Origin of the sequence: Variovorax sp. YR634 (assembly GCF_900106655.1) — a bacterium.
Lineage (GTDB): Bacteria > Pseudomonadota > Gammaproteobacteria > Burkholderiales > Burkholderiaceae_C > Variovorax.
Genome location: NZ_FNOL01000019.1, coordinates 133,270 through 145,470 on the forward strand (window position 1 = coordinate 133,270; position 12,201 = coordinate 145,470).

Annotated in this window: 9 protein-coding genes; 1 reads left to right on the forward strand and 8 read right to left on the reverse strand. The window is 65.7% G+C overall.

Annotation, left to right across the window (positions count from 1 at the left end; translation table 11 throughout):
* The first annotated feature begins 61 nt into the window (after window positions 1-61).
* Window positions 62-949 (forward strand): LysR family transcriptional regulator, encoded by an 888-nt coding sequence (locus tag BLV60_RS26030; protein ID WP_093058171.1) that lies wholly within the window; start codon window positions 62-64, stop codon window positions 947-949.
* 1,037 nt (window positions 950-1,986) lie between these two features.
* Here BLV60_RS26030 and BLV60_RS26040 read toward each other — a convergent pair.
* From BLV60_RS26040 to BLV60_RS26075, 8 genes are all read right to left on the reverse strand, one after another.
* Entirely contained in the window at window positions 1,987-2,970 is a 984-nt protein-coding gene (locus BLV60_RS26040) for a JmjC domain-containing protein (RefSeq protein WP_093058173.1), read from the reverse strand.
* A gap of 1,126 nt (window positions 2,971-4,096) precedes the next feature.
* Window positions 4,097-4,987: an NAD(P)-dependent oxidoreductase gene (locus tag BLV60_RS26045; protein ID WP_093058174.1), complete on the reverse strand. Its 891-nt coding sequence runs from the start codon at window positions 4,985-4,987 to the stop codon at window positions 4,097-4,099.
* A 9-nt stretch (window positions 4,988-4,996) separates the two neighbouring features.
* Window positions 4,997-6,445: an aldehyde dehydrogenase family protein gene (locus BLV60_RS26050; protein WP_093058195.1), complete on the reverse strand. Its 1,449-nt coding sequence runs from the start codon at window positions 6,443-6,445 to the stop codon at window positions 4,997-4,999.
* A 23-nt stretch (window positions 6,446-6,468) separates the two neighbouring features.
* A complete protein-coding gene (locus BLV60_RS26055) occupies window positions 6,469-7,869 on the reverse strand; it encodes an amidase (RefSeq protein WP_093058175.1) in 1,401 nt (466 codons plus the stop codon).
* Between the two features lie 4 nt (window positions 7,870-7,873).
* The gene (locus BLV60_RS26060; protein ID WP_093058176.1) at window positions 7,874-9,367 is read right to left on the reverse strand and encodes an ABC transporter substrate-binding protein; all 1,494 of its coding nucleotides are present in this window, start codon (window positions 9,365-9,367) and stop codon (window positions 7,874-7,876) included.
* Window positions 9,368-9,415: 48 nt separating this feature from the next.
* A complete protein-coding gene (locus BLV60_RS26065) occupies window positions 9,416-10,231 on the reverse strand; it encodes an ATP-binding cassette domain-containing protein (RefSeq protein ID WP_093058177.1) in 816 nt (271 codons plus the stop codon).
* A complete protein-coding gene (locus BLV60_RS26070; protein WP_093058178.1) occupies window positions 10,228-11,223 on the reverse strand; it encodes an ABC transporter ATP-binding protein in 996 nt (331 codons plus the stop codon). The genes BLV60_RS26065 and BLV60_RS26070 overlap by 4 nt, the downstream gene beginning before the upstream one ends.
* A gap of 5 nt (window positions 11,224-11,228) precedes the next feature.
* A complete protein-coding gene (locus BLV60_RS26075) occupies window positions 11,229-12,110 on the reverse strand; it encodes an ABC transporter permease (protein ID WP_093058179.1) in 882 nt (293 codons plus the stop codon).
* Window positions 12,111-12,201: the final 91 nt, after the last annotated feature.

The window sequence follows — 12,201 nt, forward strand, 5'->3', positions numbered from 1 at the left end:
GCCGTCTCGAGCCGGCCCGCTGGCCCGACAATGGCGGCCCCCGCAGCACGACGAGAACCCGATGAGACCCGACCTCGATTCGCTGGCGCTTTTCCTGCGCGCCATTGAGCACGGCAGCCTGTCGAAGGCCGCCGCCGAGAGCCACATGGTGCTGTCGGCCGCGAGCCGCCGCCTGTCCATTCTCGAAGGCCACCTGGGCGTTGCGCTGCTGAACCGCACCTCGAAGGGCGTGACGCCCACTGGCGCCGGCGAATCGCTGGCCATGCATGCGCGCCAGATCCTGCGCGACGTCGATCGCATGCGGGCCGACCTGTCCGACTACGCCCAAGGCGCCACCGGCCGTGTGCGGCTGCATGCCAATGCCTCGGCCATGGGCCAGTTCTTGCCCGACGACGTGGCGAGCTTTCGCCAGCGCTACCCCGAGATCCGCGTGAGCGTGGAAGAGCACCGCAGCGTCTACATCGTGCAGGCGATTCGCGACCGGCAGGCCGACGTGGGCGTCATCACCAGCGAGGCGGCCGACCCGGCGCTCAACTTCATTCCCTACCGCACCGACCGGCTGGTGGCCATCGTGCGGCAGAAGCATCCGTGGCGCGGGCGCGAGGTGTCGTTCGAGGAATTGCTCGACTTCGATTTCGTGGGGCTGGAAGACGACTCCGCCATCTCCCGCACGATGGAAGACGCCGCCATGAGCGCGCGCAAGGTGTTGAAGCTGCGCGTGCGCGTGAAGAGCTTCGAGGCGGTGTGCCGGATGATCGAAGCGGGAATGGGCGTGGGCATCCTGCCCGAGGGGGCTGCGGTGACTTATCGCAAGGAGATGAAGCTGCGCTTTATCAACCTCACCGACGCTTGGGCTTCACGACGGATGTATCTGTGCACGCGGCAGGAGGCGTTGAGTTTTCCGCAGCGCCGGTTGGTCGACCATCTGTTGGCGCGCGGGATGCCGTAGGGCTTGGGCTCGGGTTCATTCGGGGCGATGCTCACGCCGACGGGGTACCTTGCTCCGCGAATGTCCCCCGGCCTGCGGCCTCCTCCTTTATTTCGCTGCGCAAGGCACCCCATCGGCGTGATCGTTCAGAGCCGCTGCGGAAGCTGCATTTGTTGGCGGTCGCCGAGACTTCGTGCCGCATGGAACGGCTATTTCGCCGGGTTCTTCTCTAGAGTGGATGCCCCTGTCACTCGATACCCCAACAAGGGGAGAAGAAAGGCGCAACACACACAACCACCGAGATGTTTGAAGGCTGCTTGCCTCGCGGCAGGTCGTCGGTGCGAAAGCAGCGATGCAGATGCGAGGTATCAAAAGGCGACGGCCGAGGTGTTACGAGCACCCCAGCCGTCTAACCAAGTTCGTGCAACACCTTGGAAGGAACGCACAAAAATGGCTACCAAGACTATAGCCCGGCCTCGCACGCCGGTAGCTTCCGAAGACAACGCCCAAGACCCGGCGGATCTTCTCGAAAACACCCTCTCTCAACTTGAAGCTCTCCTGTGGGTCTGCCACGGGGAAGACATCGACTGGTGCAGCGGGGATGGGCCTCGACGATTGGACAACCTGCTTTGGCTTGCGGCTGAACTTGCTCGCAAGGCGGGGGAGCTGTTTCAGCTGAGCGAGAAGGCGCGACGTGGGGCGCCTGAGACCGGCGGTTAGCGGCTGGTCTGCGGGCTGCGGGTTTCGCAGCCCGCCTGGCGAACGGGTTCTTTGGGGTACGACGGCTGAAGCCTTCGTGATGGAGGGAATTCGGTTTGGTTGAGGCTGCTTGTGGATAGGCCTCGGTATCAGCCATGCGCTCCATGCTGATCGTCTACAGACAATGCGAGCATCCGCTTTGCAGGGCGGAAGCGGACTGTCGCTGCTCGAGGCTAGACTTCCGAGTCCGGCCAGAACCAGTCCTTCGTCACCGAGCTCTGATTCACCGCACAGCGGACGTTCGCAGCGCCCTCGCAAGACGCTGGATGGTATTTGGCCCGCTCCTGCAGGCCCGTTCTTCAGTAGGAGCCCGGAGGCGGGATGTGCTTCAAGCGTCGGGTCGTGGTCAGGCTGATGAATCGGGCGCGCGCGGCACCGAGCCGCGCGCGCCCGGCGCCGACCACACCGCCAACGGTCGATTTGACTGCGTCCGCGGTCGGCGACTCTCCCGGGTACGAGGGTGACAGGCCGCACTTTCGCATCAGCCGGTTCACCTGATGAATGCGGGCCACCTCGCGCGTGACTGCGGTGTAGAAGGTCACCCCGATCGAGATCGACAGGCGATTGCCAGCGGTGGTTCGGTCAACCAAGGATCTCGTCATGTGGGGCGAGGTGCTCGGGAAGTACACGGCATCCCCCGGGTGTGCATCGAACTCCTGTCCGCGCGGCAGGAAGGTTTCATCGAAGCGCACTTTCTTGAGCGACTGCGTGACGATGAAGTCCTCCACGGCATCGGCCGGCACGATGCTGCGATCGCGGTGATCCCATACGTTGAGGAGCTTGTGCCCATGCAACTGCAGCCAGAAGTTGTTCTCGCGATCGATGTGAAAGGGCGTGACGGAAGGCGGGGCAGAGAAGAAGACGAATCCATTCACCCTGAAGATGTGCGGTTGCTCGCGCTCCACGAGGGAGCGCATGGAGTTCACCACCAGCATCAGGAGCGCCTGATAGCGAGGGATGACCTCGATGTTGTAGAAGGCAACCGACGAACCCGGCTCTTCCATGCGTTGGAAGAATTCCTCGATGCTGCGCCCGTCGGGATGCCGGTTGTCGTGCGCGAGCGAGGACGAGACCGTTCTGTCCGGACTCATGAACCTGCATTGGTCCGTCTTCGAGAGTTCAATCCCGAGCTTCACAAGTTCGGGCACTTGAAACAAGGGGTGCTCGTGAAAGTTGTGGTGCATCGGCGTGATCCTCTGGGTAGAGAAGTTCCCGGGATCGTCCATCCACACGCGGTATGTCGTTTCCGAGGTCCCGACAGAACTCATGCTGGTTGCGTGCATCACACCCTCCAGATCGCTTTCGGACTCCCGCCCCCCTTGAATGGGGTCGGGGTGAAGTCCGGGGGCAAAAGCAGTACTTTCAGGATCGATATTGGGGTGAAATTCTGAATACTTCCTGACTATGAAACGACGTCTCCATGAGACCAGCTTCAACGAAGGACGTTGGGGTCTTTGTGCTGGAGGATCAGTGAGTGCAGTCGAGCGGTTCGATCTCCATCTTGGGCACCTGAGCGAAGGTCCTGGGGGCACACGGACCGGTGCGCGGGCCTTCGTGGTTACTGCACGGGTCCGATGCTCCCCCTGTCGAGCAGGACCGTGGCGCCTATGTCCTGCGAGTGCCGCACACCTGACCGCGGACGTTGCGCCTACTGCATTTCGCTGTCTGAACGACCTGGCTCAGAACCTTCTTCAAAACAGCGAGCGTGATGAAGCCGTGGAGGGGAGACTATCTTCGTATTGACTGCCCAGGGAAGGGTAAGGCGAGCTCAACCGAGGGGGCGTTCGCGGAGAAGATGAAGGGGAAAAATGTTGTCTGCTATTCGCTCATTGGGCGTGCGCGTCTCTTTGTAGTGGCGCGAGACTTTCGACATGCTGGTGGCACTCGCCTTTGTCGGCGCGTGGCTCGTGTTCTGGTTCGGCGAGTAGGTGAGGCGTCCTGTGAAATGCCAACGTCACAGCCCCTTGACCGATGGTTCCACGATCAGCCCCGAATCTCCGCCTGGTAACCGCACCTCGGCTGGATCGCCAGGGCTGGTGATGGCGTTGCCGTCAAACCGCTTTGAGGCCCATTTCGGCCGCTCCGTTTAAGTGACCGCTTTCGGGAAGGCTTGGTGTCTGCCATGGGCCCTGTGCTGCCGTCCACCCGACCGTTACGGATGTCTGCTTTGCAGTCTGAAGCGGGCATCGAACGCAGTCATACCAATGTCGACCGTGGCCGACGCCAGCCCTTCGCCGCAGCGGTCGAACCGCCAACGCCACAGCCGCGCTCATCGTGCGCAGGGCATCGGGTGCTCCCCGCAGCGAAATAAAGGAGGAGGGGCGCAGCCCCGGGGGACATTCGCGGAGGGGAGTACCCGGTGTCCTGTGCACGCGCCCTGAACAACGGCGCACAGAACGCAACAAGAAATCAGCGCAGCGCTTCGACCAGATCAAGCACCATCCGGTCAGGCCCGAACTTCTCGACACCCTGCGTCAGCAGCGCATCGACAGCCTGCGCAATGCCATGACTGGAAGAAGACTGCTCCGCCATGTCGTTGTAGTACCCCAGGTCCTTCTTGGCATTGGCCATCGAGAACTTCAGCGAATCGGTGCTGCCAGTCAGCAGCTTGGGCTTGACGCGTTCCAGTGCCACACCGTTGCCGCCGCCCTTGGCGAGCACGTCGACAAACACTTCGGGCTTCACGCCCGCGCGCTCGGCACAGGCAGCAGCCTCGCACAGCAGCGCCACGGTGCCCAGCGACACGAAGTTGTGCAGCAGCTTCATCGCATGGCCCGCGCCGATGCCGCCCACGTGCGTGACGTTCTCGGCAAAGCAGCGCAGCAACGGCAGGCACGAGGCCAGCACCTCGGCGTCGCCACCCACCAGCAGGTTCAGGCGGCCTTCGGCGGCTTCCTTCGCGGTGCGGGTCATCGGCGCATCGATGAACTTGCCGCCCTTGGCGCTCACCGCTTCCGCCACCTTGGCGGTGGAGGCGGGCACGGCCGTCGAGCAGTCGATTACCACCGTGCCGGGGCGCAGCGCAGTCAATGCGCCCTTGTCGCCGAGCATCACGGCCTCGACCTGCGGCGTGCCGGTTACGCAGAGGATCAGCACGTCGACCTGCGCAGCAAGCGCGGCCACGTCCTTCACCGAAGTGGCGCCGGCCTTCAGCAGGCCATCGATGGGTTGGTTGCCCGCGTGCTCCAGCACGGTGAGCTGGTGGCCGTGCTTGACGATATTGCTGGCAATGCCGTGGCCCATCAGGCCGACGCCGACGAGGCCGACTTTGCGCGGCGTTTGCTGTTCAGTGGTTGTCATGTGTTGTCTTCATCCGTGCTTGATGGCGATGGTCTTGAGGGTCGTGAATCCGAGCAGGGCCTCGAAGCCCTTCTCGCGGCCGAAGCCGCTCGATTTCACGCCGCCGAAAGGCAGTTCTACACCACCCGCCGCACCGTAATTGTTGACGAAGACCTGGCCGCAGTGCAGCTTGTGCGCCATGCGGAGCTGGCGCGCGCCATCGCGGGTCCACACGCCGGCCACCAGTCCGAAGTCCGTGCCGTTGGCCAGGCGCACTGCCTCGGCCTCATCGGAGAAGGGCATCACGACCAGTACGGGGCCGAAGATTTCGCGCTGCGCCAGGTCGCTGTCGTGCGGCACGTCGCGGAACAGCACGGCCTCCTGGTAGTAGCCGGTAGCCGATGCGTTGGGCGACACCGTGCCGCGCGCCGCCACCTTCAGGCCATTCGCCTCGGCCGTCGAGACCATGTCGCGCACCTGGCGAAACTGCTTCTCGTTGATGAGCGGACCCATGTCCAGGTCTTCGGCGGGCGTGCCCGCGCGCACGGCCATGAAGCGCTTCGCGAGCCGCTGCACCACCTCTTCGTAGACCGATTGCTCCACCAGCACGCGGCTGCCCGCCGAGCAGGTCTGGCCGGCGTTCTGGATGATGGCGTTGAGCAGCACTGGCTCGGCCGCGTCGAGGTCGGCGTCGGCGAACACGATCTGCGGCGACTTGCCGCCCAGCTCCAGCGTCACCGGGCAGTGGCGCTCGGCCGCGGCCAGGCCCACGCTGCGGCCGGTCATGGTCGAGCCGGTGAACGAGATGTGGTCGATGCCCGGGTGCGCACACAGCGCCGCACCGGCTTCCTTGCCGTAGCCCGTCACCACGTTGAGCGCGCCGGCCGGAAAGCCGACCTCAGTCGCAATCTCCGCCAGGCGCAGCAGCGACAGGCTCGCGTCTTCCGCCGGCTTCACCACACAGGCGTTGCCCGCGGCGAGCGAGGCGCCAACGCTGCGGCCCGCGATCTGCATCGGGTAGTTCCAGGGAATGATGTGGCCCGTCACGCCGTGCGGAATGCGCACCGTCAGCACGGTGTAGCCGCGCTCGTAGGGCAGGGTGTCGCCGTGCAGCTTGTCGCAGGCGCCGGCGTAGTACTCCATGTAGCGGGCCAGCGCGGTCGCGTCGTTGCGCGCCACGCGTAGCGCCTTGCCGGTGTCGCGGGCTTCGAGCTGCGCGAGCTCTTCGTGGTGCTGCATCACGGCGGCGCCCAGCTTGGCGAGCAGGCGGCCGCGCTCCAGCGCGGTCATCGCGCCCCAGGGGCCGTCGAAGTTCTCGCCCATTGCCTTGCGCGCGGCGCGCACGGCCGTGTCCACGTCGGCGGCGGTGCCGCGCGCGATCTGGCCGAATTTCTGGCCATCGCTCGGGTCGATCACGTCGATGGTGGCGTTGCCTTCGGACGGCACGTGGCGGCCGTCGATGTAGTGGGTTGCGTTCATTTGCTTTGTCTCCTTGCGGCCGGTCACTTGGGTTCCGGCCAGGGGTGTTGTGCTTCGCGGATCTGCTCGAAGGCGCGGCTGAACTGCAGCACGCCCAGGTCGTCGAAACGGCGCCCGGCAATCTGCAGGCCGATGGGCAGGCCCTCGGCCGAGTAGCCGCAGTTGATCGAGGCGGCAGGCTGCTCCGACATGTTGTAGGGCACCGTGAAGCCGATGTGCTCCAGCGGCAGCATCGGGTCGTTGGTCGGCGAGGCATGGTCCGCCGGCGCGGGCATGTTGGGCGACACCGGCGAGATCACGAAGTCGTAGCCCTTGGTGGCGGCAACGGTGGCCGCACGCGTGGCGATGAACTGGCTGTAGGCCTCGAAGATGTGCGCGCCGGAGAACCCGGCCGCGCTCTCGGCCCAGTCGCGGATGTACGGCAGGATCTTCGCGCGCCTCTCCGGCGTCATCGCCTGCATGTCGATGCACGAGCGCATGCGCCAGAAGTGGTCCATGCCCTGCAGCATCTTTGGCGTCATGAAGGGCTTGATTTCTTCCACCAGCGCGCCGGCCGCCTCGATGCGCTTCGCAGCGCGGCGCACCGCCTCGGCGATCTGCGGGTCCAGCGGCAGGCCGCAGCCCGCGTCCATGTGCAGCGCCACGCGCTTGCCCTTGATGAACGACGGGTCGACTTCGAAGGCCGTCCAGTCGATGCCCGGCGCCGGCAGTTCCGAATAATCGCGGTCGTCGGGCTGTGCGACCGAGGCCATCATCAGCGCCGAGTCGGCCACCGTGCGCGTCATCGGTCCGGCGCAGCGGCCCATGTAGGGCGTGCTCAGCGGAATGCGGCCGAAGCTGGGCTTGAGCGTGTAGATGCCGCACCAGCTGGCCGGCAGGCGCAGCGAGCCGCCGATGTCGGTGCCCACGTGCAGCGGGCCGTAGCCTGCGGCAGCCGCTGCACCGGCACCCGCGCTGGAGCCGCCCGGCGTGCGTGACAGGTCCCACGGGTTGCGCGAGAGTTCATGAAAGCTCGACAGGCCCGACGACAGCATGCCCAGGTCGGGCATGGTGGTCTTGGCGACCAGCACCGTGCCGTCTTCCTTCAGGCGCGCGGCCGGAGGGGAGTCCTGCGTCATCGGCACGAGGTCGTAGGCGGCGGTGCCCAGCGGCATCGGGTCGCCTTCGGTCGCGAGGTTGTCCTTGATGGTCACGGGCACGCCGTCGAGCGTGCCGCGTGGCTTGCCGGCCAGCCAGCGCGCCTCGGAGGCGCGGGCCTGCTCGAGCGCAAGCTCGGGGCGGAAGAGCCAGGTCGCGTGCAGCTCGGGTTCGTAGGCCGCGATGCGCTCGTTGACCGAGCGCACCACTTCCACCGGCGAGAGCTCCTTGGCGGCGTAGGCCGCGTGCAGCTCCTGCACGCTCAGGGAGTACAGGGGCTTGGTCATCGCATCAACTCCACGAGATTGCGGCCAGGTCGTTCACCACGATCGGCATGCTCGGCCACAGGCCCTTCACTTCCTTGCGTGCGATGGTCGGGAACACCGCCTGGTACAGGAAGCCGTTGACGGCGTCGGTTGCCAGCTGGCGCTGTGCCTCGGCCAGCAGATCGGCGCGGCGCTTCTTGTTCTCTTCGTTCTGGATGCTGACGAACAGGTCGCGGAACTTCTTCGAGTCGTAGCCCCAGTAGTAGTCGGGCTCGGTGTACTTCACAAGGTCGAAGGGCTCCACGTGCGCGACCATGGTCAGGTCGAAGTCGTGCGCGCCGCCGAAGGTGCCGCTGAGCCACTGGGCCCACTCGACGTTCTGGATCTTCACGTTGATGCCGATCTGCGCCAGTTGCGCCGCGATCATCTCGCCGCCCTGGCGTGCATACGAAGGCGGTGGCAGCTGCAGGCGCAGTTCGAGCGGCGTCTTCACGCCGGCCTCGGCCAGCAGCTTCTTCGCCTTCTCGATGTCGTAGGGGTTCATCGCCGTGGTGTCGATGAAGCCCGGCGCGCCCAATGCGTAGTGGCTGCCGATGGGCCTGCCGAAGCCGTCCGCCGCGCCCTGGACGATGGCGTTGCGGTCGATGGCCGCGAGGATGGCGCGGCGCACGCGCACGTCGTCCAGCGGCTTCTTGCGGTTGTTGATCGTCAGGATCACCTTGCCGCGCGTGCCGACCTCGATCACCTGGAAGCGCGGGTTGCCCTTGAACTGGCTCACCGAGCGCGTGCCCGCGCGCGGGAAGATGTCGATGTCATTCGACAGCAGCGCGGCGGTCTGCGCGGCCGTATCAGACATGAATCGGAAGACGAACTTCTCGGTCTTCGCAAGATTCGGGTCGCGATAGGTCGGCGACTTCACCAGCGTGCACGAGGCGCCGCGCTGCCATGCGCTCAGCTTGTACGGGCCGGTGCCGACTGGCGCAGTGACGTTGGTCTCGGCGCTCTTGGGCTCGACGATGCAGGCGGTCGACTGGCCCAGCATGAACGGCAGGTCGGGGTTGGGCAGCGTGCTGTTCACGCCCACCATGTACTCGTCGAGCACCACGGTGCCGATCTCGCTGAAGAAGCGCTTGTCCTTGTTGGTGCTCTTGGCGCCACCTGCGCGGTCGAACGAGAACTTCACCACCGACGCGTTGAAGGGCTGGCCGTTCTCGAAGCGCACGCCCTTGCGCAGCTTGAAGACGAAGGTCTTCATGTCGGGCGACGACGTCCAGCTCTCGGCCAGCATCGGCGTGACCGAGCCGTCGGCGTTCACCTTGGTGAGCGTCTCGAAGATGTTGTACTGCGTGATCTCCGCGATGGCCGATGCGGCGCCGCTCGTCGGGTCCAGACCTGGCGGTTCGAGCGGCATGCCGATCGTCAGCGTGTTCTTGCCGGCCTGCGCGCGCGCCTGGGGCAGGAAGACACCCGGGATTGCCGCGGCCATGGCGGAAGTCATGAGTGTGCGTCGCTTCAACATTCGATAGTTCCTGGAGGTGAGGGTGGAGGAAAAGAAAGCCTTGCCCGGCTAGCGGGACGGCGTGTGCAGAACGGCGGAAAGCAGGGTGCGCGTGTATTCGTGCTGGGCGTGCTGGAACAGGTCGGCCGGGCGGCCTCGTTCGACGATGCGGCCCTTGAAGACCACGCAGACCTCGTCGCACAGGTGGTTGACCACCGCGAGGTCGTGACTGATGAGCAGATAGCTGATGCCGAACTGCTGCTGCAGGTCCTGCATGAGGTTGAGCACTTGCGCCTGCACCGACACGTCGAGCGCGCTGACGGGTTCGTCGGCGACTATGAGCTTGGGGCGCGTGATGAGCGCGCGCGCAATCGCGATGCGCTGGCGCTGTCCGCCCGAGAACTCGTGCGGGTACTTGTCCATGTCTGTTGTGCGCAGGCCGACCGCTGCCAATGCTTCGGAAGCGCGTTCGCGCTGCACGGCGCGGCTGGTCTCGGCCAGTGCTTCGAGCGGCTCGGCGACGATGCGTGCGACCGTCTGGCGCGGGTCGAGCGAGCCATAGGGGTCCTGGAACACCATCTGGAAATCGCGCCGCGCGGTGCGCAGCTCGGCCTTGGGCAGTGCATGCAGATCGCGACCTTCGAGGCGCACGCTGCCCGAGGTGGGTGTGTCGAGCGCCATCACGAGGCGAGCGATGGTCGACTTGCCCGAGCCCGATTCACCGACGATGCCCACGCTCTTGCCGGCCTGCACCTCGAAGCTCACGCCGTTGAGCGCCTTCACGGTGGGTGGCGGGCCGAAGAGCTTCTCGCGCGGCAGCGCGTAATGGCGGTAGAGGTTGTTCACGGCCAGCAGGGGCTGGCCGGCGGTGATGGGCTTGCTCATGCGGTGGCCGCCTTGGCATTCAACGCGGCGATTTCGCCCAGCCGCAGGCAGCGCACCGTGTGGTCGTTCGGCAGCATCGTGGCTTTGGGTCGCGTGCTTTGGCACAGGTCGATGGTGTGAGCGCAGCGGCCGGCAAAGGCGCAGCCGCGCGGCATGTCGACCAGCTCGGGTACGCTGCCGCGAATGGTCGGCAAGCGGCCGGCGCGCACTGCGCCGATGGCGGGCCGCGCAGCGAACAAGCCGCGTGTGTAGGGATGTGCACGGCCGGCAAAGACCGTGTCGGTCGGGCCGCTCTCCACTGCGCTGCCGCCGTACATCACAAGCATGCGCTGCACGCTGTTGGCGATCACGCCGAGATCGTGCGAGATCAGGATCATCGCCATGCCCATTTCCTTGACCAGGCCCTGGATCAGGTCGAGCACCTGCTTCTGGATGGTCACGTCGAGTGCGGTGGTGGGCTCATCGGCAATCAGCAGGTCGGGCCCGCAGGCGAGCGCCATCGCGATGCCGATGCGCTGACGCTGCCCGCCGGAGAACTGGTGTGGGTAGGCGTCGAGGCGAGACGCCGCATCGGGAATGCCCACGCGGTCGAGCAGGCTCAGTGCTTCCTTACGCGCCTGCGCCTTCGTCAGCCCGCGATGCAGTTGCAGTGGCTCGCCGACCTGGCGCGCGATGGTGTGCACCGGATTCAGCGCGGTCATCGGCTCCTGGAAGATCATGCCGATGCGGTTGCCGCGGATCTGGCACATCTGCTTTTCGGGCAGGCCGACGAGCTCCTGCCCGTCGAGCTTGATGCTGCCCGCGACCTTGGCGCTCGATGGCAGCAGGCCCATGAGCGACATCACGGTGATCGACTTGCCGCAGCCCGATTCACCGACGATGCCCAGCGTTTCGCCGCGCTCCAGCGAGAACGAAATGCCGCGCACGGCCTGCGCCGGCCCACGCTGGGTCTGCAGGCCGATCTGGAGGTTGTTGACTTCGAGGAGGGGCATGGCGCTTACCGGGCTCTGGCGAGGCGGGGGTCGAGCAAGTCGCGCAGCCCGTCGCCAAGGAGGTTCAGCCCGAGCACTGCGAGGGCGATCGCCATGCCGGGGAAGACGGCCAGCAGCGGCTGCTGGAACATGAGGGTCTGCGCCTCGCTGAGCATGCGGCCCCACGAGGGTTGCGGCGGCTGCGTGCCCAGGCCAAGGTAGGAGAGGGCGGCTTCGGCCAGGATGGCAATGGCGAAGCGGATCGTGATCTGCACGATCAGCACGGCCGAGATGTTGGGCAGCACGTGCTGCATCGTGATCGCGAACGGGCCCTTGCCGCAGGCGCGTGCGGCGGCCACGTACTCGCGCGACCAGATTGCGTTGGCCGAGGCGCGCGTGATGCGCGCGAAGGTCGGAATGTTGTAGATGCCGATGGCCACGATGGCATTCACGATGCCCGCGCCGAACACGGCGGTCATCATGATGGCCGACAGGATTGCAGGGAAGGCCAGCGTGAAGTCCGACAGCCGCATCACCGCTTCTTCGACCCAGCCGCGTTTTGCAGCCGCGAGCAGGCCCAAGGCGGTGCCGACCACCAGGCCAATACCGACTGCGATCACGCCGACGAGGATGGACGCGCGCGCACCGACCAGCAGCAATGAAGCCACGTCGCGGCCGAACGCATCGGTGCCGAGCCAGTGCGAGGCCGAAGGGGCCTGCATCTTGTTCGGCATGTCCATCGCATAGGGCGACCATGGCGTCCACACGAAGGACACGAGGGCGGCCAGGAGCAGCAGGGCGGCCAGCACGCCGCCGATGACGAAGCTTCGGTGCTTCAGCGCGCGCTGCCAGAAGCCGGGGACCTTGAGCGCCGCAGCGCCTGGACTTGGAATAGCAAGAGTGCTCATATGTCGCTGGCCTTGATGCGCGGGTCGATCACGGCATACAGCACGTCGACCACGAAGTTCACGATGACCACCATGGCCGCCAGCAGCATCA

Bases quoted from the DNA above. Each gene is read 5' to 3' on its own strand.
- BLV60_RS26075 (WP_093058179.1), bottom strand. From the start codon at position 12,110: ATGAGCACTCTTGCTATTCCAAGTCCAGGCGCTGCGGCGCTCAAGGTC.
- BLV60_RS26065 (WP_093058177.1), bottom strand. From the start codon at position 10,231: ATGAGCAAGCCCATCACCGCCGGCCAGCCCCTGCTGGCCGTGAACAAC.
- BLV60_RS26030 (WP_093058171.1), top strand. From the start codon at position 62: ATGAGACCCGACCTCGATTCGCTGGCGCTTTTCCTGCGCGCCATTGAG.
- BLV60_RS26040 (WP_093058173.1), bottom strand. From the start codon at position 2,970: ATGCACGCAACCAGCATGAGTTCTGTCGGGACCTCGGAAACGACATAC.
- BLV60_RS26045 (WP_093058174.1), bottom strand. From the start codon at position 4,987: ATGACAACCACTGAACAGCAAACGCCGCGCAAAGTCGGCCTCGTCGGC.
- BLV60_RS26060 (WP_093058176.1), bottom strand. From the start codon at position 9,367: ATGTTGAAGCGACGCACACTCATGACTTCCGCCATGGCCGCGGCAATC.
- BLV60_RS26050 (WP_093058195.1), bottom strand. From the start codon at position 6,445: ATGAACGCAACCCACTACATCGACGGCCGCCACGTGCCGTCCGAAGGC.
- BLV60_RS26055 (WP_093058175.1), bottom strand. From the start codon at position 7,869: ATGACCAAGCCCCTGTACTCCCTGAGCGTGCAGGAGCTGCACGCGGCC.
- BLV60_RS26070 (WP_093058178.1), bottom strand. From the start codon at position 11,223: ATGCCCCTCCTCGAAGTCAACAACCTCCAGATCGGCCTGCAGACCCAG.